The following is a 26,636-nucleotide window of genomic DNA, read 5'->3' on the forward strand; positions in this document are numbered from 1 at the left end:
AAAAAATTAAGTTTTAGTGCTATTAAATAGTTGTAAATTTTGTCCCTGTGGTAGCTTTATGAATGTTGAAAGTAAGAAAATACATGATACTAAAATAAAATTACCAATATTTCTTGATTATCAATCTACTACTAAAGTGGATCCCCGTGTTTTGGAGGTAATGATACCTTATTTTGGTGAGTTCAGTAATGCACACTCTCGCAGCCATTCATTTGGTTGGACTGCTGAAGAAGCAGTGGAAAAAGCAAGGAAATACATCGCTGATCTGGTGAACGCAGATAGCAAAGAAATTATCTTTACCTCAGGTGCAACTGAGTCAAATAATACAGCAATCAAGGGCATTGCTCACTTTTACAAAAATAAAGGAAATCATATAATAACTGTCTGCACGGAGCATAAGTGTGTTCTGGATTCTTGTCGGCATCTGGAAAATGAAGGCTTTAAAGTTACATATTTGCCTGTTAAGCAAAACGGAATTATAGATTTATCAAAGCTTGAGGAAGCAATTACTGATAAAACAATCCTGGTTTCAGTGATGATGGTAAATAATGAAATCGGAGTAATTCAGCCTGTAAAGGAGATTGGTAAAATATGCAGAAAGCATAATATATTTTTCCATACAGATGCAGCTCAAAGCTTTGGAAAAGTTCCAATTGATGTTAATGAGATGTGCATTGATCTTATGAGTCTCTCTAGCCACAAAATTTATGGACCTATGGGAATAGGCGCATTATATGTCCGTAGGAAGAATCCTCGTGTTAGGCTAATACCATTGATTAGTGGTGGTGGACAAGAAAGAGGTATGCGTTCTGGAACAGTTCCAACACCTCTTGCAGTTGGTTTTGGTGAAGCGGCACGTATCGCTAAAGAAGAAATGGAAACAGAAGCAAGCAAATTGGAAGGACTGAGAGATATTTTGTACAATAAGATAAAAGAAGCATTTCCTGATATCGTTTTAAATGGTGATTATGAAAATAGAATTCCTGGCAACCTAAACTTGAGCTTTCCCTATGTTGAGGGTGAGTCTCTCATCATGGCAATCAAGGATTTAGCAGTAAGTTCTGGTTCTGCGTGCACGTCTGCGTCTCTTGAGCCTTCCTATGTCATACGGTCGCTAAATAATGGCCACGACCTTGAGCATTCATCAATTAGATTTGGCCTAGGCCGATTTACAACTAAAGAAGAAGTTTTGTACGCAGCAGATCTTGTTGCTAAAAATATTGGCCGACTGAGAGAAATGAGCCCACTTTGGGAGATGGTACAAGAAGGAGTAGATTTGAACACCGTGAAATGGGACTTTCATTAAATATATCCATTCAGCCAGTCCAACTGCAAATGCACTTTGAAATTACTCTGTAACCATTCACACTTAATTCTGCAATTCTTTGATCTCACTCATAGCTGTACGAACATTCGTTTTTGAAGGTAAATTGCACAGCAAATGGTGTCATCCCAGTGCCCAGAAACTGGGATCCAGAAATTTTGCTTATAACTGAGCTGATGAGCTAAAGGTAGTTGTCTTACGCTAAAACAAACGTTTTTAATTAAGTTGCATAGAAGCTGGATCCCAGTGTCTGGGCACTGGGATGACACCCATAAGTGTTGAAAGTGCAATCACACAAGGTGATTAATGGTATGTAAATCTCCTCTTGATATCAACCTTCGTTGTTGGGAAAGCAGATAAACCACGTCGAAAATTCGCTTAAACCTTCTAACTACAGGCAAAAAGGCGCTTTTTTAATTTATTTTATTACCATTGAAATTTATGCCGTTAACCACCTTATATAATGCCACTTATAGCACTTTCAATACTTATGGATGACACCCCACTGGTGGCCCAAACTACAACGTTCGTACAGTTGTTAGCGCCGCGGCAGTATGACGGTTAAGTATCCCGCTACGTGTTAGCGGCTAAGAGATACCGCGGCGGCATGACGGTTCGCGGCGGTATAATAACTCGTCATCCCGCTACGTGTTAGCGGGATCTAGAGATACCGCGAATGAATCGCGGTATGACGGTTAAGTATCCCGCTACGTGTTAGCGGCTAAGAGATACCGCGGCGGCATGACGTAGAGCTCGCATTAGCTATAAGATTAGCTAACATTCTGCACATCCATAAAAAACAAACCTTCTTTTTCGTCTTGAACGCTAATAATAGCGTGAGTGTTAAGAGGTAAAGGGTCATTTGTATGTCCATGGCCTACCCCTTTCATTGTAAATACAGGAAAGTTAACACTTTTTGCAAGCCTTTCTTTTACAACTTCAACAAGATTATCATTATAACAGTTAACGAAATCCCCAAAGATTACTGCATGTACTCCATCAAAGATGTGGGCTTGCTTTAAGTGATCTAAACTGCGCTCTATTGCGTATGGGTAAACTCTTATGTCCTCTAAAAATAGAATTTTACCTTTCGCATTTATTTGCCAAGCGGTTCCTATACTATTTTCAACTAAAGTCATATTACCACCGATGACTTTAGACTCTAATCTGCCATCTTTTAGTCTAATTCCATTGTTTATCATCTTTAGGTTATCAAATCTGATAGAATCCCGCTTGTTAAGAATTAACTCTTTCAATTTTTCAACAGAGCTTTCAGAAACGGAGCTATTTACTATCATTTCCAACATGGTGCCGTGAAGAGTTTGCCAATCATATTTAGCTTGTAGATAGATGTGCAAGGCAGTTATATCGCTATAGCCTATGAGGATTTTTTTGTTTTGAGCAATCCTTTCTTTTTTATCATTGGGTAACTTTTCTAGATAGGGAATTAACCGAGAAGCCCCTTCTCCTCCTCTGATACACCAAATTATTTTACTATCATTAGTTAGTGCACTAACCAAATCATTTGCTCTGAATTCATCAGAGTTGGAATAAAATGGATTGTCATTACTATATATTTTTTCCGAAATATGGGGATTAAAATCCGAAGCTTCTACATATTCTTTTATAGTAGTCAGATCTGATTCTTTTCCCTTGGAAGAAGGAGCAATAATATCAACTCGGTCGATTGCATGAATACCTGTGTTAGCACATAAAGTGAAAATAAAATATAAAAGGTAAATGATCATTAAAATATCTTATAAAACTCTTTTTTTAGTATATCATCCAATTCAGAGAGTGGAACTTTCACTCCTAGTTCTTCCATTGATGTGACGCCATAACCTTCCAGTCCACAAGGAATAATACCCTTATAGTGAGAGAGATCTGGAAAGACGTTAAGCGCTATGCCATGATAAGTTACCCATTTTCTTAAGCGAATACCAAAAGCTGCAATTTTTTTTTCTACTCCATTGTTATTCACCCAAACACCTATTCTATCCTCTTTAAATTCTCCAAGTATATTAAATTGCTTTAAAACATTTATTATCCACTTACTTAGGTCTCTAATATATAGCTTTATGTCGCATTTATTTCTTTTTTTAAGGTTTAACATTAAATATATGATGCGCTGTCCTGGACCATGATATGTGTGTTTACCACCCCTTCCTGTTTTATATATAGGAAATAGTTTTTCAACAATATCATCATCTGTTGCACTGATTCCTGCAGTATAAAGTGGAGGGTGCTGGAGTAGCCATACCAATTCGTCTGCTGAATTATTGTAAATTTGTTGAATTTTTTCTTCCATAGATTTTACGGCACAGTTATAATCAATAAGCTGATTAGATATTAGCCATTCTGTCATATTCTATTTCTTTTTTTTTAGTATAGCAGTTCGTTTTTTCCTGTCATTCCAGTGTGTGACACTGAGCGCAGCCTTTCTTATTCCTAATATACTTAATACTAACTTCTGTGCTATTTCTCCTTAACAAACATAGTACATGACAAATGTTTAATTGTTTGTCAACACAGGTCCTCTTTACGTATAGGCAACTTTTTTTATTGAAAAATTCAGAAAAATGTTGTATAATTATTAGTAGATTTTAGGTAAAACATATGGCAAACTCAAAATTTAGCATAACTTTCAACAACGAAATTTCAGAGTGTCTTGCTGGACTAGCTAAAATAAGAAATAAGTCCATTAAAGAACTAACAGAGAAGCTAATACAAGAAGCAATTGAAAATGAGGAAGATAAAATACTAATTGAGCGTGCTGCTAAACGTAATGTTTCAGGTGTAAAGAAAATTAGAAGTGAGGATGTAGACTGGAATACAATATTATCTTCATAGAAAGCGTTCTTGAGAAAGACCTTCCAGCTCTTCCAAAAACAATAAGATTAAGGATCATAAATGCGATAAATAAGCGCCTTACAATTGATCCCATTAACCTTGGTGAGCCATTATATTACAGATTTAAAGGACAAAGAAGATTAAGGGTAGGTGATTATCGCGTTATCTATTCCGTAAATATTATAAAATATGAAGTGGTTATCACAGAGATAGGACACAGAGAAGATATTTATAAGTAAGTACATCATATAAACATTAAATATATTTTTACTCCTTCCTGATTCATTTTCTACCTTAGGTGGCTTCGCTCAGCTCAAAAAAAAAGCTCATTCTTTTTGCTACCCCTTATTGTGCCTGCCATTTAACTACTGTGTAGAGATTGCTCTCAAACATAATGTTCGTACGTTAGTATATCCTTCCTGTGACACCAATTGATATAATTCTACCACAAATTCAATTTTTTAGGAGGCACATATGAATTTCAACATTTTTCAAAGAAAGAAAAGCAGTGAATATTCTGCTTTGCAGCTAATGATGGAACCAAGTTGGAGTAAGCGTGATTATGTAAGTTTTGCTGAGGAAGGTTACATAAAAAATGTTATTGCCTTTCGAGCAATTAATATGATTGCAAGTGCTGCATCTTCGGTACCTTTTACTCTCTGCCGGCTTACTGAACAGGGAAAATCGCAACTAAAAGCCCATCCATTACTGAAATTACTTTATTCTCCTAATCCAATGACATCAAAATCGGAATTTATTGAGGGGATTGTAACTTATCGGTTAGTTAACGGCAATTCTTATATATTGATGTTTGAGTCGCAGAACAATAGAAAACCACCAACAGAGCTTTATCTTCTGCGTCCTGATAGGGTTGAAATTGTTCCAGGGAGAAATAACGTTCCTTATATCTATCGTTATACCATAAATAACAACGGTTATGACTTTAAAGTTGATAAACTAACCGGACGTTCAGCAGTGTTGCACCTAAAGACCTTTAACCCTTTGAATGATTGGTATGGATTATCACCAATTGAGGCAGCTGCATACAGTATAGATCAGCATAATCAGGCGGGTGCTTGGAATCAAGCGATGTTGCAAAATGGGGCAAGACCAAGTGGTGCAATAGTTGTGAAATCAGCGAAGGACGGGAGTGGTGGAAGTTTAAGTCAAGAGCAGTACCAACGCTTAAAAGAGCAAATAAATGATCATTATTCAGGTTCTGTCAATGCTGGAAGACCGATATTGCTTGAAGGAGGCTTGGAGTGGAAAGAAATGAGCTTATCACCAAGGGATATGGATTTTATTGAGTCCAAACACAGTTCAGCTCGTGATATTGCCCTGGCTTTTGGCGTCCCGCCGCAGTTGCTTGGCATACCAGGTGATAACACTTATAGCAATTTAGTCGAAGCACGCTTATCCCTCTGGGAACAGACGGTTTTACCAACGCTAGAAAATATTATCTGTCACCTGAATTCTTGGCTAACACCAAAATTTGGCGAGGATCTGTGCTTGTCGTACGACAAAGATGCAATAGAAATTCTCATGGAAAAGAGGCAAAAGTTGTGGAAATACGTAGAAAACGCAAGCTTTATGACACTCAATGAAAAAAGGGAAGCATTTGGCTTGCCACCACTGCCAGGTGGTGATGAGTTAGGTTAAGTTTGATCCGTTCAGTTGTGCGGCTAAAAGACAACTTAAAAGAGTTTAAGTTTTTGCTTTGTAATTTGTAAAATATTAAAAAAATCAGCCAAATTACACCATATTTAGTCTATTTTATCCTATAGTTTTGGGTTTACCGAGGGTTCGTCATTCTGCTACATGTTAGCGCCGCGGCGGTATGACTTAGGGTTGCACTAGCTATAGCAACTTTGTCTGCGCAACCATTTTCTACCGCACCATTGAACAGATATGCTTGAAGATATCTGTTCAGATGAGTTTATTGTCTCCTAAACCGTACACGCCTAACAAGCTACCGCTAGAGCTTGTGAAAAATTCTCTATTTTTATTCCCTTTAATTTACTGGATAAGTTGTCTACAAACAAATCTGATTTAGTGCAGATCTGCTCTATTTTTTTAGGAGATAAAGAGGAATCTAATTGATTCGCTATACCAGACACTCCATTTAAAACTACTCCAGCACCATATGGTACATATGACACAGTATATATAGCACCTGACGTAAGATCTAGTAAGTTCTGAGAAGAAGTGGTAATTTTATACCCTACTGTGTTTTTATCTTCTCCTTTGCATTTTTTAAGCACTTTTGATCCACCATGAGGAATATAAGATATACCAGCTATACCATATGAAGCCCCATTTAAGGCGTACGATACAACTACCGTTGTTGCTGATAGCGCTTTAGCTTCATATTTTGCAGTATAAAGCAATGGCTTAAGGGCATAAGAAATAGTTTTACCTTGTGATTCAGATTCAAGCAACGAATTTAGTTCTTCTTGTGTTGCTGTACATTCGAAAAATTCTTCCTCATCGATTTCTGCAAGATCAATCTCTTCAAAACCCTCATCAATATCTACAGGAGTCACTGTTTCTTTTATAGGGCTAACTTCTACATTACTTCCAATAATACTTGGATTATTAGAACTTCTGCCAAAAAGATTCGAAAACATACTAAACATTTTTTTTTACCTACAACTTAACGCTCATATCAATATATTAACCTAATATTAACCAGGTGTCAAGCACATATGACTCTTATAAACAGATGTTAGTAAATTAACTATTCCTCTTGCCAACCAGAGCGATGAAGATTTGGTCTACATCAAAACTCATCTTAGGACGCCAAATAGGGCCATCCAAATGCATATCGATATAGATTGGATTACTATAGTTTGGTGGTATGAAAAAGAACCTGAATATAGAAGCTAAAGCGAAGTTAGATAAGGTTAAATTAGAAGAGATCGACCCTGATGCTTGATCAATCCCGAATTGTAAACTAGTTGAACATATACCACTCTTAATACTTGCTTTTCCGCTAATATTTTCAAAAAATGTACTGCCATTATATATATCAACATAAGCAAATGTGGAAATTTCAGACTTATTCTTACTGCTTAACAAATTAGCGATAAATGAATTGAAATCTACATTAGTAACTTCTATTCCCTGCGCTTGTAAGTTTACATCTCCTGATAAGCTATTAGCCCAATCATGAAAACTTTTTCCTTGAGTTTTGATTGCACCACTTAAGCTTATCTGACCATTTACATTGTCAATTCCTATAACCTTACCAATCTTTTTAGTGTCCAAATTTACAATAGAAAATCTTGTATTCATTGAGTCTGATCTTAAATAACCCTGAAAAAACACTTGCCCGTGTTCTAATACGTAACTTGCCTGCCTGATAGTGATAACGTTGTTTCTCATTACCGCATCCAAATTAAAATCTTTCAAAACATTCTGCTCGGTTTTAAATTCTGCAGTATTGATTTGCACATTTGCATCAAAGCCTTCTTTGTCATCCAAAAAATCAAGCTGCTTTGTTGACCATTGAATTTGATCTATCTCATTTCTTGAATTTCTTTTTACCTCTACTAAATTTGGTAATTTAAAGATATTTCCATTAAATTTATTGCCCGTAAGGTTCACATCTAATAAAGGTTTGGCGTATTTTTGATCTACTAATATTTTTGCATTACCGGTAATATCGAAATCTTCTCCAGATAGTTTTATTTTATCTGCAACGAGCTTACCTTTTTCCATTTTCAGCAAAAAATCCAAATTTTTAATTTTCGTATCATTCAATGTAAGGTTATTAACACTGGCCTTTATATTTGCATCATACTGAAAATTTTTCAGCCGTTGCATTTTAGATAAACTGCTAAATGATGAATGATAATATTTGTCTGCATCAAGATTATGCATGCTAAATTTACCATCAATCACACTGCGTTTTTTTGTGTGGCTTACTCTAATTGACCCTTGCAAGGATTCCTTATTATTTAGCAGTCTAATGTCTGAGATAGATAATATTCTTGGTGCAAGGTGCAGTTTAGAACTTAGTGTAAATTGATTTTTCTGGTTTTCTTTCATCTTTATAGAAGGGAAAAAACATGAAATGAACGACTCAAAATCATTTCCTTCTACTAACAAATCACCGTTGAATTCAGATAGGACATTATTGTTTGAGATCTCTCCTGATAAGTAAGATATATTATTGATTCCAGGAAATTTAAGAAGCGTATTAACTTTTACTTTGCCATCAGTGGATTTTAGTACAGCACGGAAATTGTCCAATATTTTGTTTTGATATTGAATGTTAGAAGCTTCCATATTAAAATTTAAGCTCAAGTTCTTTGGCACAACTGCTCTAAAGCATTCCAGAAGGTCTTTCATATTCGTTGTTCTTTGTGAATCATTTTGTATGGAATCTAAGTCAACTTTGCTGAAGCTAATATTGAGATTAGTGTGATCGCCTTTTCTATCATTTTGTATTGTACCACTGGCTTGCATGCTTTTGGAATCAATTTTCAAGTCAGTTACCGTAAACTCATTTTCATCGAGGTTGATATTAGATGATATCTCAATATTGTCACTAGGAATAACACAAGAGAGAAAGCTAAGATTAATGATTTTTGCTAAATCACTCACAGAACCGGAACTATTATTAATCGTTAGTGTTAAATTACCCTGGAGTTCTTCTTGATTTCTATTACCTGTAAATAGCAAATTTACAAAATTTGATTCAACACTAATGTATGCATTCTTTTTTGTGATATTAACCTTTCCTGAAAAATCGTAATTATTATCACCTACCTTTACTTTACCAGAGAATTGCCTATTTTTTTTTACAGCAACTTCCTTTATATTAACAATGCTGCTATAATTAGCGAAATCATTCTTAAAACTTACTTGGCTGTCTTTTATTACTATATCGACTGTGTTACCACTGGCTTTTGTATTTATAATATTAATTAAATTTTCTTTATTGCTTTTCATGCCAAACAATGTGATTGACTTTGGTTGCAACGAGAATAAAAGCAACGATAGGAACGATGGCCTTATTTCAATTTTTCTTACACTAATTAAATCTGATAGCTTTTGCTCTTTATTTTCGTTGTATTGTATATATACATTATGAATAGTGAGCTTTGGAGTAATGAGTGAAACTTCAACTTTCCCTCCAATATGCACTTTAGCATCATACTTCTCCTCTAACTCTTTTATGATATATTCCCTGTAGTCACTCCAATCCTTAAAAACTGCGGCAACATGAAGAAGGACTAATACTAAAGAAATTGATAATATGGCGTATAAAGAAAGTTTCATAGTAGACCTCTCATTCCGGCATCTCTTCGTCTTGTCATCCCAGTGCGTGACACTGGGATCCATCTTATTTTCATCATGAGCATTATTTCAGCGTATGCTCCTAGAATCTGTTGTCTATTGCATAATTTGCAAATATTTTTATATCTGGATCCCAGTGTCAAGCACTGGGATGACACCGTTTGCTGTTCCTTTAGCAAAAGATCTAGTTTATACATATTTCAAATTATTCAAATTTCCTCTAAACATTAAATAGAGAATACCAAAATAAACAATAACACTCAAAGCTATTAAAGTCGTTAAATAAACAATACGAGCCAATATTTTATCAAAAAATAATCCTGCCAACAAAGAATTAAAAATATAAAGGGCTATTGACATGACTACCGTTGCTACAAAAATTTTCATGATATTTAACAATAACGCTTGGCTAACCTTATACATTTTATTTATTGTTAAATAACTAATTAATAGAATGGAGTTTATCCAAGTGGAAACGGAAGTAGCGATAGCAATCCCCGTGTGCTGATACTCGTTCATTAACAAAAGGTTTAGCACTACATTAATTCCAAGGCACATTAGTGAGAACATAGTTGGTATTTTTAGATTGCCTTTAGCAAAAAACGTGGGTAGCAATACTTTATTTATAATAAATGCAGGTAAAGAAAGAGAAAATGCTATTAACGTGGGAGCAGTTTGCTGCACTGCATAATGATCAAACCGGCCGTAAGAAAAAAGCGTAAGTAAAATTATGTCGGGAATAATAATAAAGGCAGCAGTTGTTGGCATAATTAACATTAATCCTATGTTGAGAGCCTTGTTCTGTATTTTGACTATATTTTCAGTATTATTTACCTGTTTTGAAATTAAAGGAAGAAGCACTGTACCGATTGCAGTACCGATTATTCCCTGCGGTAGTTGATTTAGTCTATCGGCATAATATATATAGGACACCGCATTTGGTATAAAACTCGCCATGATTGTGTCAATCCATACACTTATTTGAGTTACACAATTGTTGATAATTGCAGGTATCACACGCTTAAAAAACAACCTTACTTCATTGCTTAATTCAAGGCTAAAAGAAAAAGCTGCCTTTAACTTGTATGCACTAAATAGTATCAAAAGTAGCTGGAAAATTCCTCCTATAAGGACAGCTATAGAAAGGTTGTGCGCTGGAGTTTTTATGTAAGGCACAAACAAACTGATGATTAAACAGAGATTCAAAACGATTGGTGCAATAGCTGTTGAAGCAAAATGCTGCTTTACTTGCAGCATTCCACCAATAAGTGATGCAATTGAAACAAAGATTATGTAGGGCATCATAATTCTTGATAAAGTAACAGTAAGGGTAAACTTACTTTGGTCAAATCCAGGAGCAAAAATTTGAATCATATAAGGGGAGAAAGTTTGCATGATAAGGCAAAAAATTACTAAGATAATAAACGTAATGGATATTACACTACTTGCAAAATTAAATGCCTTTTTATCATCGTGTGATTCTATTGAATATAACGGTATAAAGGACGTGGTAAATGCTCCCTCTGCAAAAAATGCGCGAAATAGATTGGCAAAACGAAACGAAGAAAAAAATATGTCTGCAAGAGAGTTTGCACCAATAACCGTAGCAATCAATACATCTCTTATTAACCCTGAGATCCTTGAAATAGCCGTAAAAAAACTAAATGTGAAAATACTTTTAAACATACCACTACTTTATTAGTATCAATACAATTAACTATAATAGTAAAAGTATCAATGAAAATATTTATTGGCTAAACTTAAAACCCTCTACAAAAGGAGAGTTAAATAATCAATTGACTATTTGCGCTCGTATGTTAGATATTTTATATCTTGGCGGGCGTAGCTCAGTTGGTAGAGCGTCAGTTTGTGGTACTGAATGTCGCCAGTTCGATCCTGGTCGCTCGCCCCACTAAAATTTTCTGCTTTACAGAAATATGAACAAATGGTAATATATCAATTAATTAGGGAGGTTGTATGGATAAAGGAGATTTAATACTTTTAGGTGTAGCATCAGTAATAGGTGCACTTACAGGTTTGGGATTGAGTTTCACAGCTTTGTCACCTTTGGTTATAGGTGGAATTATTGCTGACGTTCCTGTAATATTATTGACTGCATGTGATATATGCGAAGGAGAATGCTCCAAGAAAGATCTTTTCAATATGGCCGTTTTAGGAGTTGCAAGCGCTGCAATTGGAGTTGGCCTTGCTGCAGCCGCAACTGCTATTTTTCCTGGTGCAATGCTTGGAATGGGCTCTGCAGCTTTAGTAGGTGCAACAATAGGAGTAATAGCGCCAATTGCAGGGATATTTGCAATCATAGCTACATCATTTGCTGCTAAAAAAGTGAATGAATATATTATTTCTCCTATAGTTGAGTGTTTTTCTTTAAAAGGGAAGGGGTACGAATCACCTTAAACCAATTAAGTAAGGTTTCTGCTTTCTGTTATTCTAGTGTGCAGCATATAGCTGTACGAACATTTGTTTGCAAAGGCAGTGTGTTAAGTGTTATAGCCGGTTTTGCCTCAAACACAAAGGCAGTGCCTGGACTCTTGCTTCAATGTTAAACAAAATACCATAGAATTCAAAATGCAAAAAAAAATGTTCAACATTGTATCAGAATGGTGCTATATTGGGCCTTAACTTGACGCGTATGCTTTTTTGAACATTCCCTAACCTCAATTTATATTGAAATACCTTTATTGGTATCTTTTTCTTGTTGTGACTCAGCAATACGTTTAGTCCAATCCAGTGGCCTTTTATTTCTGTTACCTAATGCAATTCTATTGCGATCATAACTATCAGTGTGTTCCGTTAAAGTATCTTTTCTTTCTTCTTCTATTACTCCAATTTTCAGTTGTGCTTCATCTTTCTCTAGTAATTTATATAGATTACTATTTTTATCTACAATTGAATTAGTGTCATTGTTTTCTTGTTCTGCCACTGTTTTTATGTCTGTTGAACTGTCTTTTAACAATCCTGCTGCTAATAAATGTTCTTTGGTTTGTTCACTAATTCCTTTTTGATCCACCGGTTTTAGTGGGAACTTCTGAGTTTCTTTATCTAACTTACTGGTAAATTCCGTAAGTAGAGTGTCATCTCTTTGTTCAACATTCATTAGGCTCGCTTTTAACTGTCCAGGATTTACTTGAGATTGTCCATGATTGGCATGAGTTGGAGATGAATAGCCCGAATCGTTTGTTTTTACATCTGTTGAACTGTCTTTTAGCAATCCTGCTGCTAATAAATGTTCTTTGGTTTGTTCACTAATTCCTTTTTGATCCACCGGTTTTAGTGGGAACTTCTGAGTTTCTTTATCCAACTTACTGGTAAATTCCGTAAGTAGAGTGTCATCTCTTTGTTCAACATTCATTAGGCTCGCTTTTAACTGTCCAGGATTTACTTGAGATTGTCCATGATTGGCATGAGTTGGAGATGAATAGCCCGAATCGTTTGTTTTTACATCTGTTGAACTGTCTTTTAGCAACCCATCTTCTTTATCTTGTGACAGTTTATCAGTAGGATCAACTTGCCTTAATCCTCTATTATCTTGCTGTGATCTATCTCTGATTTCTTTAAGAAGATTTTCAGGTGGAGTTTGGTCACTTTGTTCAATGTTCTCTAAGCTCCTCTTTGGCTGCTCAGGATCTACTTGAGGTTGAGCATGAATTTGAGGTGAATAGCCCGAATCGTTTGTTTTTACATCTGTTGAACTGTCTTTTAGCAACCCATCTTCTTTATCTTGTGACAGTTTATCAGTAGGATCAACTTGCCTTAATCCTCTATTATCTTGCTGTGATCTATCTCTGATTTCTTTAAGAAGATTTTCAGGTGGAGTTTGGTCACTTTGTTCAATGTTCTCTAAGCTCCTCTTTGGCTGCTCAGGATCTACTTGAGGTTGAGCATGAATTTGAGGTGAATAGCCCGAGTCACTTTTGCTATTGGGTTTTGGAACAGAAAGTGGCTGTTTACTTTCTTCCCACTCAGCATCACTAGCACCACGGTTATCACTGTCATGTTCATGTATATTTGAATAAGGCAAGTAAGGAACTTTGTCCTTTAATGTTTCTAATATAGAAGACGTTGATTCATTTTTCCTGCCTCCTTCCATTGATGCTCCGCTACCATCAACAACACCAGTGCGCCGTAAGCTGTTTCTCTTGAAATTTCTGATGTCTTGTAATAGATCGCCTTTGCTATTTCCTTCTTGTTGCTGGGTTTTAGGTTGTTGCTGATTATTAGGTGTTTGCTCACTTCTATCTGGTTTTTGGCTTCCAGGTACAGCATGTCCAAATGTAGGATTGTCATACCGTTCATCTTCTTGTCTATTATCTTGATTGTGGCTTACAGACTTGGTGAAAGTAGAACTGTCCGAAGGATCAGAAGTTGCACCTTTTTGCTGATTATTAGGTGTTTGCTCATTTCCGCGCAAGCCATCTGGTTTTTGGCTTCCACTCCCTTGCTCATTGAAAACATCTTTTTCAGGTGTAGTTCTAAGTGGTGGCAGCGAAGGGGTCTGAGACCCAATTTCTCGATTCATATGAGTAGCTTGGTGTTTTTGAACAGGTTTTTTGACCTCTTGCTCAATATCTCTACTGTTACTTTTTATTGCGATTTCAGATGATTTGTTAAGGACTTGATTGTCTTTTCCGTCATGTTGCACCTCATTCACTTTTCCTTTTTCCCTGAATTTTATTTCATGCAAGAATAAACCACCTATTTTTACATCTTGATTCGCTTCTAACCGTTCTAGAGAAAAATCATCACCTTTAACAAGGTCTACACCGTTAGCATCAATCTTAATTTTGATCTTGCATTCTTCCCCTTTCGCGTACCATTTCAGAGTCATCTCATATGAACCATCGGTTACGACATAATGTCTTATTTTTTTCCCTCCTTCCTCGGCAACAAAACCATGCATTCCGCTCTTTCCATCACTATGCAACGTTGAAAATCCCGAGATTCCATTCTTCTGACAAAAATCACTGTTTAAAAATTCGCTGATTTTGAACTCTTTCTTGTTATCCTCCAGTGTAATACTGGCATGATTACCGTATATTGAAACTTTTTTATCTTCAACATCATCATTAATGTTATTAGCACTAGTAATATATTTATTCAACTCTTCTTTAGCTTTATCTTCAAGCTCTTGTCTAGCTGTCTTGTTGCATTCCTGAAGAATAACTCCACATGCTTTATTTTTGTTTTCATCTTCGTCCCAATTCCAGTCGGCGTGTTCTGTTAAAAACTTTACTGTGTTAAAATCAACTCTAACATTATAAATTAGGTCGTCTTCCTTTTTTATTTCATCAAATAAAGGAAAAAATTCTTGAACGCGCTCATTATAAATGTGTTTTTGTTGTATATTGTTAGTATTCATATACCCCTCACTAATAACCCTCTGCCTTTAGTTCTAGCTAATACTAGCTAATATAATTATCACGAGCATTGGTTGAATTTTTATTAAGGAAGGTTGTGTTGTTACTCAGATGGCAACTTTTAGTTGGCGCCTAATTTTAAATATCTGTTGCTCATAGTGAATACTTCTGGATCTTTAGAAGTTAGCTTGAGTATAGCAAGTATGTTGATAAACAACAAAGCAGCAATCGAGATATCAGCGACATCCCATAGCAACCGGACTTTACCTATCGCACCAAGCGGAATGATCATGGTAAAAATTACAATCCAGATTTTAGTGTATTTATTATCCATAGACACATAGCGTATTGTCTGTTTTGAGCAAAAAAACCAAGTAAAAATAGTAGTAAAGGCAAAACAAAACATTATGGCCATAATTAAATAGTCAATATAGGGCCAATTCATAGCTTTTCTAAAAGTAAATATGCACATGTTAGTACTCTCTAAATCAGTGACCCAAGAATCTGTGACAAGCAGTACCATTGTTGTAATAAACACTATAAATGCAACTATAAAAGGCGATATTATTGTAATTAGACTCTGCTCAATAATAAATTTATTATTATTTTTCTTAGGAACAATTGAAGAATGTACGATTCCTTCGAGGCCAAGCCCTATATCTGTTGCAAAAATACCTCGCAAAGTTCCGACTTGAATAATAGTCAACATTTCTAAAATCAAACCTAGAGATAAACCAGAGTTAAAGCTACTAGCTGTCAAAAAATTGCTTGTTATTAATTTTAGAGAAGGAGGGATATTTTCACTAAACTTAAATAATATGATACCGCAAAGTGTGAGGTAACTTACCGTCATTATCGGTATCATAGCCGATATAAAAATTTTAATTTTTTTTAAGCTGAGAACTGCAACAACAAAAAATATTATGGCCATTACAATGCCACCAATGACTACAGGCACATCTATCATGTTAAGTGGTATTGATAGAGAATTTACCTGAACAAGGTTACCAACTGTTATTGAAACCATCATCATAACAACCAGAAACACAATTGTAGCTTTTCTAGAATTAAATGCATCAGCCATGTAGACTACAGGGCCACCTATAAACCGTCCGTTCTTTTCCTTTCTGGTTTTTATACTTAGATAACAAGTGACATATTTTATCACAGAAGTGATAACAATAATTATTGCCATCCATAAAATAGAGCCCGGTCCTCCGGTTTTTAGAGCAACAGCAGTTCCTGAAATGTTTCCTACTCCTAAATTTCCCCCTAAGATTGTAAACAGGGCGGCTATAGAAGAAAATTTATTTTCCCCTCTTTTAACTCCAATGAGTGAAAGGGCGTACGGCAATCTAAATATCTGTAGCCATTTTAGTTTAACCGATAGGTAAACACCAGCAACTAGCATGAGTAATATTGTTGGCAGTAATAAAACAAACTTTACTGTATCCATCTGTAAAAGTGAGATTTTTATTTAAGTATACAACAAAAATTGAAAATACCTAACCTATTTTCTATTAGAGTTCGTATGACTTCGTTCCTGTCATCCTAGCGCTCCTTTCTTGTCATCCCAGTGCGTGACACTGGGATCTAAATTTTTTATGCGAAACCATTATGTTTATATACTTGTAGGCCCAAGTTCCTCACATAGTGAACAAAAAAGTAAATGAGATTCCAGTGTCACGCACTGGAATGACACCTACCCCATGAGAACCCTATTTTTCATACCACTCATTTATAAGTTTATTGATATCAGAATCTATAAAATCCTTTAGTGGTTGCCTGGTTTTTATCTCAACATTTTTAGGGATGCACCTATCTTTACATATCGCATAATTTATATGGAAGTTAAGGTCAATATACCCTTGATTTGAAAACACATTCATCTTAAAGGGAAATAATACCATATCCTTATATACGTTACTGATAAATATCTCTCTTCCTACTTTATCTCTATGTTCCTTTGGAGTAGGCCAGTAAATATCTATGTTTAATGTGTTACCCTTACAATCAAAAGAAGTGGGAAGACCGAAATCTCCAGGATCTTTATAATATATGTGCCAGCCTGGTTCTACTGTAACCTTTATTGCACCTTTAAGAGTGAGGTTTGCTTCATTTATCTCGCCAATAAGTAAATCAAATTTTGCAATTTCCTCGTCAGCATATAGTTGAGCGCAAGAAAAAAATAAAAACAATATTAAATATATATATATTTTCATTAAGTTAAATTTCTCCTTTTATAGAGAAAGTGATTTAGATTTTAATTATTATATTTAATAGCATTATATAGATTATTTATTAATATAGCATTATGCTATAGCTAAACTGACTTACAACAATCTAAAAAACGACAAATTCGTCATTCCGCTACTTGTTAGCGGAATCTATGCCGAGATACCGCGAATGAATCACGGTATGACGTAGGATTGCTGTCGTCCTGCTACGTGTTAGCGGATGAGATACCGCGAATGAATCGCGGTATGACGGTTCGCGGCAGCATGACAATAAGCTCGTCATCCCGCTACGTGTTAGCGGGATCTATGCCAAGAGATACCGTCAATGAATCGCGGTATGACGTGTTGCTTGGGTCAGCTATAGTATAAATATACTAGGGATTATAGGTTTCTTATGCTGCCTTTTTGTTATTAGACAACCACAATATAAAGGGGTGAAACGGATGCAAACAGTAGTGCCTTTCTGCACCAAACGTATTACCTTTAACGAATAGTAAAATGTGAGATTTTTTGGAACTACCGTGGAGCAATTGCTCCACGGCTTCACTCTACTCAGAATCCACCCATGCCACCCATTTCTCCTGCGCCCATAGGAGATGAAGCATTTTCTTTGCTTGGTACATCAACTATCATAGCTTCAGTAGTAATCAGCACACTCGCAACAGATATCGCTGTTTCAAAAGCAATACGCACCACTTTTGCTGGATCAATCACACCAGCTGTAAATGCATTAGCGTAATTCATAGCCTCAACGTTGTATATAAGCTCTTTATCATTCTGCTTAATCAAATAGTCAATGATAACAGCAGATTCAAGACCAGCATTTTTAACTAACCTTCTAATTGGAGCACTGAGAACTTTCTTGATAATGTTTATGCCTATTTGCTCTTCGTCACTTGCACCTTTTAATTTGTCGAGAACAGATGAAGCATAAAGAAGTGCAACTCCACCACCTGGAACTATGCCTTCTTCAATTGCAGCTCTTGTTGCATGCAGCGCATCTTCAACTCTATCTCTACGTTCTTTAACTTCCACTTCAGTTGCTCCACCAACTTTTAGCACAGCAACACCACCTGATAATTTCGCTAAACGTTCTCTTAGCTTTTCTTTATCATAATCAGAAGTTGAAGTTTCAATTTGAGATTTGATCTGCTCGATTCTAGCTTTCACACTGTCAGAATCGCTATTTTCGCTGACAACTGTGGTATTATCTTTAGTAATTTTAACATTTTTAGCAGTACCAAGATCATCAAGTGTCAGATCTTCCATCTTGATTCCAAGTTCATCTTTTATGACGTACTTAGCACCAGTCAAAGTTGCTATATCTTCGAGCATTTCCTTTCTTCTGTCACCAAAACCTGGAGCTTTTACTGCAGCAACTTTTAAACCACCACGCAATTTATTGATAACTAAAGTGCTTAATGCTTCACCTTCGATATCCTCTGCAATAATAACCAAAGGTTTACCAGATTTAACAACAGCTTCAAGAATAGGAAGTAAAGGTTGAATAATATTTAATTTTTTCTCTGTAATTAATAGATAAGGATTATCAAGCTCCACGATCATTTTTTCATTATTTGTAATAAAATACGGAGAGAGATAACCGCGATCAAATTGCATGCCAGTAGTCAGCTCAACTTCTAACTCTTTTGAACCTTTACTTTCTTCAACAGTGATTACACCCTCTTTTCCAACTTTTTTCACGGAATCAGCGATACTGTTACCTATATCCTTATCACCATTTGCAGAGATTATCGCAACTTGCGCTACTTCATCCATTTTCTCTAGAGAAATTGTACGAGACATTGATGCAATTTCCTTTAATATTACATCTTTTGCCTTCTGTATTCCGTTTTTAATACCAACACGATCGTTTCCAGCAGCAATTGATTTTGAAGCTTCCATGATCATGCTGCTAGTTAATATTGAGCACGTTGTTGTACCATCACCAACTTTGTCGTTACATTGAGAACAACTTTGGGCAAAGATGCTTGCTATTACAGCATTTAGTGGTTTTTCAGGCTTGATACCCTTCATCACCTTATAACCATCTTTTGTAATTTCTGGTGCTCCATAGGGCTTATTAATCCCTACTGTTTTTCCTCTAGGTCCCGCAGTTATTGCTACCGTTGAATCCACTATTGCTGCGACTTCACGAAAGGCTTCTTGTAACTGCTCACCTGATACTACTACATTAGTCATTTTTATCACCTCTTGTTAATAAAAAATTTAGAAAACTATAATAAAACCATTTACAATGCGCCATGTTGCGCTTTGTTTCAATTTAGTAAAATAAAGACTGCTATTTAATGACAGCAAGTATATCGGACTCTTTCATCACGATAAGCTTTTCATCATTATGTTCTATTTCTGTACCAGCCCATTGACGATAGAATACTTTATCACCAGCCTTTACAGTTAAAGCTATGCGTTCGCCATTTGAGTTGCGTGAACCTTCACCAGTTGCTACAATTTCACCTTTAGTAGGTTTCTTTTCAGCACTTGATGGAAGCATAATTCCACCCTGCTTTTCCTCGCTAATAGGCTTGATCAGCACGCTATCATCCAATACATTTAAACTTACATTTGACATTTGCTTTTCCTCTCAACAAATTAACCTATAACTTTATATATATACTCGTAAGTTAGATTTCAAGGGCTGGAGCTTGTAAAATATGCACACCATTATAAAATATGTACGCCAAAAGCAGTTTCTAAAAGAGCCTAATGTTATATAATAAGATTTAGATTTATTTATGGAGATTTCATGAGTTATATACCATTCTTAAGTCGTGGTGTGATAGTGCTATATGGGCCTGACACTAGAGATTTTCTGCAGGGCATTATAACCAATGATATTAATAAGCTAGATAGCCAAAAAGCTATTTACTCTTTATTGCTTAGCCCTCAGGGAAAATACCTATATGATTTTTTTCTTATTGAATATGGTAGATATATTTTCTTAGAGTGCGAAAATGTGCACTTACAGCAAATAATCGAGAAACTAGATTTACTTAAAACTTATTTGAGAGTGAAAATTAAAGACATTAGTGCACTATATAAGGTTGGAGTTTTGTTTGATACTAAGTTGGCGGAGTGTAGTAGTAAGTCACAAGTTATTTTTCAAGATCCAAGGCACAAGCTGCTAGGAATGAGGATCATACATAAAGATGAAATAAAAGAACCGGTTGGAGATTTTATTCAGTATGAAAAAGTTAGAATTAAAAACCTTGTCCCAGATGGAGCAAAAGATATGGTACAAAATTCATCGTTCCCATTGCAATATTTAATCGATAAGGCAAACGGTATAAGCTTTAATAAGGGGTGTTACGTAGGTCAGGAAGTCGTAAATCGAATGAGCAGACAAGAAATATTCAGAAGAAAACTTTATCTTGTTGAGGGGGATAACGCACTTCCAGATATTGGCACTAAAGTGACAAATGAAAATAATGAGGAAATAGGGGAACTGCGCTCTAGTGTAGACAACATTGGACTTGCATTGCTTAATACTCAAAAAAGTCATGCAAATTTATATGTCGATGGGGTTAAGTGCGTTAAGACGTTGTATAATTAAAGTCTTAAGGTAGCGCATATAGAAACGAAAAACTTATTTTATGGCCTAGCGTCACGCACTAGAATGACATCATTTACGATGTAACATTTATTACTTTTGCAGATACAATTTACATGCTATAATTGGATCTTCATAGTTGGTAAATTGGAGTGCAAAGAAGTAAAATTAAAGTAGAAATAAAAAGATTATCACACGGAGAAGACTTGTCTCTTCCATGTTATGCAACTACGCAGAGTGCTGGTATGGATCTTTATGCTGCATTGAATGACTCTGCTGTTTTAAATCCACTTGAGAGATTACTTGTTCCAACTGGAATTGTGATTGCAATACCAAACGGTTTTGAGGGGCAAATCCGCCCACGTTCTGGTCTTGCTGCAAAACATGGAATTACTGTCTTAAATTCTCCGGGCACTATAGACTCTGATTATCGAGGTGAGGTGAAGATTTGCCTAATTAATCTAAGTAATCAGTCGTATGAGATAAAAAGAGGAGATAGAATTGCACAAATCCTTATTTCTCCTGTATCTCAGGTAATTTGGGATGACAGAGAAGAATTCTGCACAGAAGAAACCGGTCGCAATGCAGGGGGCTTTGGCTCAAGTGGCAGGTAACTTACGAAAAAGCTTGACTATGGTGTCATCCCAGTGCTTGACACTGGGATCCAGGAATTTTACTAAGTTGGTAAGCATAAAAGCAGCCATTTTATGTTAAAATACAACGTTTTGATGATTATGAAAAGGCTGGATTCCAGACTGGAATGACACCACCTGCCACGCAAATTGCAATGTTCATACAGCTATGTGTCAGCTACTCGGATGACACCCTGTGTTTGCTGGCTATAATTGCTAAGGATTTTTATTTAATTTAACTGCATCTTTTGCCTTATCCAATAACCCATTAATAAAACCAATTTCGCTTGGTTGATCAAGTAAATCAGATGCAATGTTAGTATATTCATTAATGACAACTGGAACTGGCGTATCACAATTAGCTAACTCACATATTGCAACACGCAAAATAGATAAGCTTATAAGATTTAACCGTGAAAGGGACCAGCTTGGATGTAAATAAGACTCTATTATTTTATCATATTCTTCACTGTTTTTTATAACCTTATATAACAAGTTTTCTAAGAACTGATGTTCAAATTCTTCACATTCAAATATATCTTTCAACTTACTTATGTAGTCCTTAAGTTCACAATTTTCCAATTTAAAAGTGCTTTTGTTGTAACCTACAAAAATATTTGAATAAGCAACTTGTACAGCAAGAAATCTTGCCGTACTTCTTTTTATGCGCCACTTTTTATCTACTGGTTTTTCCTCCATTATTTTAATTTATTGTGTAAATCTATCATATGCAAAACAGTTGAGGCTGCATGGCCACCAACGTTCTTTTTGTTTTTGTCAGCTCTAACTAGTGCTTTATCTTTGCTGTCAGCGGTAATTATGCCCATACCAAGGGGCATTACATAATGCATGATAACTTCATTTAAGCCTTCGATTACTCCTTTACAAACATATTGATAATGATCAGTTTCACCGCGAATCACGCACCCAAGAGCTAAATAACCGTCATAATTAGCATTCTTGCTTTTTACTGCAAAGAGAATTGTAGCTGGTATCTCAAATGCACCAGGAACTTCAATTATGTCATAGCTTGCATGACTTTCTTTTAATCTATCAACTGCACCTTCAAGCAAAAGGTTTGCTATTTCAGCATAATAAATTGAATTAACTATTAGTATTTTCGACATTTACTACCACTTTTTTCGTTAAAAACAACTTTATTAATGATTGTTGAATTAAAGTTATAATATTACTAAATATCCAATATATTACCAGGCCGGCAGGAAAAGAAGAAAAAATAAAGACAGAAATGTAAGGTAAAAACTTCATAACATTTACTTGAATATCATCTTTATTGGTTTGATCTTTCTCACTTAGCTTCTGCTGAATTATCATGGTGGCACCGAAAATTATAGGTAAAATGCCTATAGAAATAGGAAAGTTATAATTAAACAACCCAAATAATGTAAAGATGTTCGTTGGGTCAGGAGCTGAAAGATCCTTAATCCATAAAAAAAAAGGAGCATGTCTCATCTCTATAGTAACAAATAATACTTTATATAGAGCAAAAAATACCGGTATTTGTATTAGCATGGGAAAAATGCTCGACATTGGGTTTACATTGTTTCTCTTGAACAACGCAATTGTCTCTTTGTGCTGCTTTAAGCTGTCATTTTTATACAACTCTTTTATACGAGTTAATTCAGGCTGCAGGCTTTTCACCTTGAACATCGAAATATATGATCTATTAGATAAGGGAAGCATCAAAAGTTTGATTACTAAAGTCAGCAATAATATTGCTAAGCCAAAATTTTTTAAAACGAAGTTAAAATATTCAAGCAGTAAAAACACTGGCTTGGTTATAAAATAAAGAACACCAAAATCTACAGCTTTATCAAACAAAGGTATATTGAGAGTATCCTTATAAGAATCCAGTAAATTCAACTTTTTTGCTCCAGCAAAAAAATAATTCACATTAGAAACACTTGCGCCAGGAAGTATGCTCTTATAAGGTTTGACAAAATCTACTTGAAATTTATCAATATCATTAGCGTTAGTATGCTTAATGCTTACATTTATTTTATCGGATTTCTCAGGTATGATGGCTGTAAGCCAGTATTTATCAGCAAAACCAAACCAATTTTTTTCACTCGTGCTTGCTTTTATTAAATGTTTTTTGGAAATATCCTTATATGTCCACTCCTCTAGTTTATTATCAAATGCACCCAGTACTCCTTCATGGGATATCCAATAAGATTCGTTGATATTGTCACGTTTACGGTTAATTCTACCATAAGGAACCAAAACTACATTATCTTTTGTATTGTTTTCAATAATTTGCTCAACTTTAAACATGTAGTTATCGTCAAGGCTAATTTTCATTCTAAATAAAATGCCATTTTCATTATCCCAAAATAAATTGACCTCTTTTTGATTGAGTTTATCTGCTTGCCAGACTGTTTTAGAATCTGGAACTTTAATCTTTTCATTCGGATCGAGCCACCCAAATTCTGCGAAATATACATCTTTTGATTCTGCAGGTGACAGTAACACCACTTGTGGAGAAGAAGAACTCGGTTCTAAGTGGTAGTTAGTTAAGATTAAGTCATCAAACCTTGCACCTTTCAAAGAAATTGATCCTTTAATCATGTTATTGGTTAAACTAACCCTCTGTTCTCGAGTGGAATTAATAATTTCAGAACGATTTTGGTGTATTATAGGAGCAAGGTCGTTAAAAGATTCGATATGTTCAATATTTTCAATCAATGGCTGGTTTTGGTTTGCACTAAAAAAATTATCATAAATAATGCGCCAAGATACCATGATCAACATGGAAAGGATAGCTGCTAAAATTAAACTTTTTGCTTCTGACATGAAATTAAATCAAACATATCTTCTTAAAGTGTATATTAAATATTGTACTAAAACAATAAAATTTACTTATTTTTAATAATAACTTTTAACGCTAATCTTTAAAATTTGTTTTAATAGCTTCAAATTTTAACAATATGAACGCGGTGAAAAATCTAGTTATTTGGTTACTAATAATAGCTGCCACTTCAATGCTTATTGATTCACAAAGGGACAAACTAAGCGACAGATTTCTCAGTACTTTTTTACCATATAAAGGGAGAATTCAGAATAGTGGTCAGAATAGTGGAAGTATCGAATTTACGAAATCATACGATGGACACTTTTATATTCAGGCTCAGGTCAATGATCGCAATATAACGTTTTTGCTTGATACCGGAGCAACCGATATTGTTCTATCACAAAAAGACGCATTACATGTTGGTATTAACTTACAAAACGTTCAGGATTTTAAAATATATGAAACTGCTAAAGGTCAAATAAAAGCTGGTGTTGTTCACATCCCTCAGGTTAAAATAGGGAATTTTTTAGTTAATGATGTACAGGCGAGCGTTAACACTCATTCTATGTCTTATTCACTACTTGGAATGAGCTTTTTAAGGTATTTTCATTTCACTATAAGAGATAATAAGTTGATATTATACCGCGACTAAACACTTCTACAATCTACTTATCAAAGCTCTGTAGGTTAATATAGGAGCAGAAATAAATATTGCAGAACAAGTGCCAATCAAAATACCAAAAAAAATGATCAAGCTGAAGTCTCTCACTGCATCTGTGCAGATTAATGTCAAAGGAAGAGCAGCAAGAAGGGTTGTACCCGAGGTTAATATAGTGCGAAATAATGTAGCGTTGATACTTGCATCTACTATCTCACTCATCCGCCCACTTTTACCACTCTTGCAATACTCTCGAATCCGATCGTATATAATTACTGAGTTATTGATTGAATAACCAATGACAGTGAGGAGAGCTGCAACTGATGAAATATTAAACTCAATGCCAGTTAGGCTAATAAAACCAATAGTTAAAATCACGTCATGAATCAGTGCTGTTATTCCACTGAATCCACATTGCCAATTAAATCTAAACCAAACGTAAAAAAATATTCCAACAATCGCGATCAACATGGATAACATTCCTTCAAATATTTGTGTTGAGCTTATTTGTGGGCCAACATAGTCTATTTTACGATAGCTTATTGAGCTACCTAGCTTTTCTTCTAGTATGCTTTTTATCTTTTTGATTTTATCTTCATCTCCTTCATCTTTAAAACGCATGACTAAATTATCACCCGCTTTTGAACTCTGCACTGTAAAACCATTTTCTTTTAATGCATCGAGAATAGAGTGATTCTCATCTGAAGATTTTATCTCTATCAAAATTCCGCCTGCAAAGTCTATGCCTAAGTTCACTCCACGCAGCACAACAGTGAGCATTGAAAAGATGATAAAAATAATGCTAACGAGTGCAGTCAAATCCCTATATTTACTAAACTTGATATCGAGATTATCTGGAATGAGTCTAAGTGCCATGCTATTTACTTAAAATAATCACTTGAATTTTATATACTTTTCAAAAAATTCACTAGTTTATTCTGTGATTGGACTTCTCTGTCATCTGAGTAGCTGACACACAACTATACGAACATTAGACTTCTTGCATAACCCAAACTAAGCAGAAAAAAGATACAAGGTGTCATCAAAGTAGCTTGACACTGGTTCCTTTATGACGGCAGTGTCCCTATGATGTCATGCAAGTAACCTCTATGATGTCATTCAAGTAGCTGACACTGGTTTCCATCCAAAAGGGTGTCGTCCCAGTGCCCAGACTACTTGGATCCAGGAAACTTAACTCTACACTAAGTAAATGTACAATAAGAACTAGATTCCAGACTGGAATGACAGCGGTTCTACGTCATACCGCCGCGGTATCTCACATAGATCCCGCTAACAAGTAGCGGGATGACGAATTACTATACCGCCGCGAACCGTCATACCGCCACGAACCGTCATACCGCGATTCATTCGCGGTATCTCTAGATCCCGCTAACAAGCAGCGGGATGACGGTTGTCAAGGTAGTACCTTCCCCCGTCATCCCAGTGCCTTCTTCTGTCATCCCAGTGCCCTTATAATGAGATCCCAGTGAGTGACACTGGGATCTCATTTTACTTTATGACGGTGTCATCCTAATACCTTCTCCTTTCATCCCAGTACTGGGATGACACCCTACTTAACCGTCATACTGCCGCGGTATCTCTTAGCCGCTAACACATAGCGGAATGACGAAGTTATCGTCATGCCACCGCGAACCGTCGTACCGCCGCGAATCGTCATACCGCCGCGGTATCTCATCTGCTAACAAGAGATCCCGCTAACACGTAGCGGGATGACGGTTGTCGTTTAGCTATAAATATTAAGGAATTTACCAAACAAAAAAAAGGCAAAAGAAGCCCTAGTCATTGTCTATTTTCAGTATTTGGCGTTTTTTAAGTCTTAAACACTGCAATTTAGCTGCTTTTAAGTGCA

General features: G+C 35.5%; 24 protein-coding genes and 1 tRNA gene. 9 read left to right on the forward strand and 16 right to left on the reverse strand.

The window, feature by feature from the left end; all coding sequences use genetic code 11:
* Nucleotides 1-58 precede the first annotated feature (58 nt).
* Nucleotides 59-1,306, forward strand: a complete 1,248-nt coding sequence (locus tag ABWU50_RS02770) for an IscS subfamily cysteine desulfurase (protein ID WP_353276195.1) — start codon at nt 59-61, stop codon at nt 1,304-1,306.
* A 788-nt stretch (nt 1,307-2,094) separates the two neighbouring features.
* Here ABWU50_RS02770 and ABWU50_RS02775 read toward each other — a convergent pair.
* Entirely contained in the window at nt 2,095-3,072 is a 978-nt protein-coding gene (locus ABWU50_RS02775; RefSeq protein WP_253309636.1) for an LD-carboxypeptidase, read from the reverse strand.
* Nucleotides 3,072-3,689: a lipoyl(octanoyl) transferase LipB gene (lipB, locus tag ABWU50_RS02780; RefSeq protein WP_353276196.1), complete on the reverse strand. Its 618-nt coding sequence runs from the start codon at nt 3,687-3,689 to the stop codon at nt 3,072-3,074. The genes ABWU50_RS02775 and lipB overlap by 1 nt, the downstream gene beginning before the upstream one ends.
* A 251-nt stretch (nt 3,690-3,940) precedes the next feature.
* Here lipB and ABWU50_RS02785 point away from each other — a divergent pair, with 251 nt between their 5' ends.
* The 3 genes from ABWU50_RS02785 (at nt 3,941) to ABWU50_RS02795 (ending at nt 5,833) form a co-directional block, all read left to right on the forward strand.
* Nucleotides 3,941-4,174 carry a DUF6290 family protein gene (locus ABWU50_RS02785; protein ID WP_010081986.1) on the forward strand — a complete coding sequence of 78 codons (234 nt, stop codon included), beginning with the start codon at nt 3,941-3,943 and terminating at the stop codon, nt 4,172-4,174.
* A gap of 65 nt (nt 4,175-4,239) precedes the next feature.
* Nucleotides 4,240-4,413 carry a type II toxin-antitoxin system RelE family toxin gene (locus tag ABWU50_RS02790; RefSeq protein WP_353276335.1) on the forward strand — a complete coding sequence of 58 codons (174 nt, stop codon included), beginning with the start codon at nt 4,240-4,242 and terminating at the stop codon, nt 4,411-4,413.
* Nucleotides 4,414-4,648: 235 nt separating this feature from the next.
* A complete protein-coding gene (locus tag ABWU50_RS02795) occupies nt 4,649-5,833 on the forward strand; it encodes a phage portal protein (RefSeq protein ID WP_353276198.1) in 1,185 nt (394 codons plus the stop codon).
* Between the two features lie 302 nt (nt 5,834-6,135).
* Here ABWU50_RS02795 and ABWU50_RS02800 read toward each other — a convergent pair whose 3' ends face one another.
* The 4 genes from ABWU50_RS02800 to murJ all read right to left on the reverse strand — a co-directional run bounded on the left by ABWU50_RS02800 (nt 6,136) and on the right by murJ (nt 11,164).
* Nucleotides 6,136-6,810: a hypothetical protein gene (locus ABWU50_RS02800; RefSeq protein ID WP_353276200.1), complete on the reverse strand. Its 675-nt coding sequence runs from the start codon at nt 6,808-6,810 to the stop codon at nt 6,136-6,138.
* Nucleotides 6,811-6,907: 97 nt separating this feature from the next.
* The gene (locus ABWU50_RS02805; RefSeq protein WP_353276202.1) at nt 6,908-9,460 is read right to left on the reverse strand and encodes an AsmA-like C-terminal region-containing protein; all 2,553 of its coding nucleotides are present in this window, start codon (nt 9,458-9,460) and stop codon (nt 6,908-6,910) included.
* The gene (locus tag ABWU50_RS02810) at nt 9,457-9,675 is read right to left on the reverse strand and encodes a hypothetical protein (protein ID WP_182182675.1); all 219 of its coding nucleotides are present in this window, start codon (nt 9,673-9,675) and stop codon (nt 9,457-9,459) included. The genes ABWU50_RS02805 and ABWU50_RS02810 overlap by 4 nt, the downstream gene beginning before the upstream one ends.
* Entirely contained in the window at nt 9,668-11,164 is a 1,497-nt protein-coding gene (gene murJ / locus ABWU50_RS02815) for a murein biosynthesis integral membrane protein MurJ (RefSeq protein WP_341822730.1), read from the reverse strand. The genes ABWU50_RS02810 and murJ overlap by 8 nt, the downstream gene beginning before the upstream one ends.
* Before the next feature lie 150 nt (nt 11,165-11,314).
* Here murJ and ABWU50_RS02820 point away from each other — a divergent pair.
* Together ABWU50_RS02820 and ABWU50_RS02825 are read left to right on the forward strand one after the other, a co-directional pair.
* Nucleotides 11,315-11,390, forward strand: a tRNA-His gene (locus tag ABWU50_RS02820).
* A gap of 65 nt (nt 11,391-11,455) precedes the next feature.
* Complete coding sequence (locus tag ABWU50_RS02825) at nt 11,456-11,896, forward strand: hypothetical protein (RefSeq protein WP_353276204.1); 441 nt, start codon at nt 11,456-11,458, stop codon at nt 11,894-11,896.
* A 265-nt stretch (nt 11,897-12,161) separates the two neighbouring features.
* On the opposite strand, the gene ABWU50_RS02830 is transcribed toward ABWU50_RS02825, so the two are convergent.
* The 5 genes from ABWU50_RS02830 to ABWU50_RS02850 form a co-directional block, all read right to left on the reverse strand.
* Complete coding sequence (locus ABWU50_RS02830) at nt 12,162-14,858, reverse strand: hypothetical protein (RefSeq protein ID WP_353276206.1); 2,697 nt, start codon at nt 14,856-14,858, stop codon at nt 12,162-12,164.
* 119 nt (nt 14,859-14,977) lie between these two features.
* Nucleotides 14,978-16,312 (reverse strand): alanine/glycine:cation symporter family protein, encoded by a 1,335-nt coding sequence (locus tag ABWU50_RS02835; RefSeq protein ID WP_353276208.1) that lies wholly within the window; start codon nt 16,310-16,312, stop codon nt 14,978-14,980.
* Nucleotides 16,313-16,574: 262 nt separating this feature from the next.
* Entirely contained in the window at nt 16,575-17,078 is a 504-nt protein-coding gene (locus ABWU50_RS02840; RefSeq protein ID WP_353276210.1) for a protein-disulfide reductase DsbD domain-containing protein, read from the reverse strand.
* A 567-nt stretch (nt 17,079-17,645) separates the two neighbouring features.
* Nucleotides 17,646-19,295 (reverse strand): chaperonin GroEL, encoded by a 1,650-nt coding sequence (gene groL / locus ABWU50_RS02845; protein ID WP_353276212.1) that lies wholly within the window; start codon nt 19,293-19,295, stop codon nt 17,646-17,648.
* A gap of 100 nt (nt 19,296-19,395) precedes the next feature.
* Entirely contained in the window at nt 19,396-19,686 is a 291-nt protein-coding gene (locus tag ABWU50_RS02850; protein WP_353276214.1) for a co-chaperone GroES, read from the reverse strand.
* A 174-nt stretch (nt 19,687-19,860) separates the two neighbouring features.
* On the opposite strand from ABWU50_RS02850, the gene ABWU50_RS02855 reads away from it, so the two are divergent.
* Both ABWU50_RS02855 and dut read left to right on the forward strand, forming a co-directional pair.
* Nucleotides 19,861-20,667 carry a YgfZ/GcvT domain-containing protein gene (locus ABWU50_RS02855; RefSeq protein WP_253309649.1) on the forward strand — a complete coding sequence of 269 codons (807 nt, stop codon included), beginning with the start codon at nt 19,861-19,863 and terminating at the stop codon, nt 20,665-20,667.
* A 149-nt stretch (nt 20,668-20,816) separates the two neighbouring features.
* Complete coding sequence (gene dut, locus ABWU50_RS02860) at nt 20,817-21,278, forward strand: dUTP diphosphatase (RefSeq protein ID WP_264688252.1); 462 nt, start codon at nt 20,817-20,819, stop codon at nt 21,276-21,278.
* Nucleotides 21,279-21,512: 234 nt separating this feature from the next.
* Here the strand turns inward: dut and nusB are convergent, their stop codons facing one another.
* The 3 genes from nusB to yidC are packed head-to-tail and all read right to left on the reverse strand — an operon-like array spanning nt 21,513 to nt 24,110.
* Nucleotides 21,513-21,995: a transcription antitermination factor NusB gene (nusB, locus tag ABWU50_RS02865; protein ID WP_353276216.1), complete on the reverse strand. Its 483-nt coding sequence runs from the start codon at nt 21,993-21,995 to the stop codon at nt 21,513-21,515.
* The gene (locus tag ABWU50_RS02870) at nt 21,995-22,423 is read right to left on the reverse strand and encodes a 6,7-dimethyl-8-ribityllumazine synthase (protein ID WP_264736115.1); all 429 of its coding nucleotides are present in this window, start codon (nt 22,421-22,423) and stop codon (nt 21,995-21,997) included. The genes nusB and ABWU50_RS02870 overlap by 1 nt, the downstream gene beginning before the upstream one ends.
* Nucleotides 22,401-24,110, reverse strand: coding sequence for a membrane protein insertase YidC (gene yidC / locus ABWU50_RS02875; protein ID WP_264732069.1), 1,710 nt, complete (start codon nt 24,108-24,110; stop codon nt 22,401-22,403). The genes ABWU50_RS02870 and yidC overlap by 23 nt, the downstream gene beginning before the upstream one ends.
* Nucleotides 24,111-24,244: 134 nt before the next feature.
* Here yidC and ABWU50_RS02880 point away from each other — a divergent pair, with 134 nt between their 5' ends.
* Nucleotides 24,245-24,760, forward strand: coding sequence for a TIGR02281 family clan AA aspartic protease (locus ABWU50_RS02880; RefSeq protein ID WP_353276219.1), 516 nt, complete (start codon nt 24,245-24,247; stop codon nt 24,758-24,760).
* Nucleotides 24,761-24,766: 6 nt separating this feature from the next.
* On the opposite strand, the gene secF is transcribed toward ABWU50_RS02880, so the two are convergent.
* Both secF and ABWU50_RS02890 read right to left on the reverse strand, forming a co-directional pair.
* A complete protein-coding gene (gene secF, locus ABWU50_RS02885; RefSeq protein WP_353276221.1) occupies nt 24,767-25,642 on the reverse strand; it encodes a protein translocase subunit SecF in 876 nt (291 codons plus the stop codon).
* A gap of 503 nt (nt 25,643-26,145) precedes the next feature.
* Nucleotides 26,146-26,274, reverse strand: a complete 129-nt coding sequence (locus ABWU50_RS02890; RefSeq protein WP_353276223.1) for a hypothetical protein — start codon at nt 26,272-26,274, stop codon at nt 26,146-26,148.
* Nucleotides 26,275-26,636 lie beyond the last annotated feature (362 nt).

The organism is Wolbachia endosymbiont (group A) of Pipizella viduata (genome assembly GCF_964028555.1).
In the GTDB taxonomy this organism is placed as follows: Bacteria; Pseudomonadota; Alphaproteobacteria; order Rickettsiales; family Anaplasmataceae; genus Wolbachia.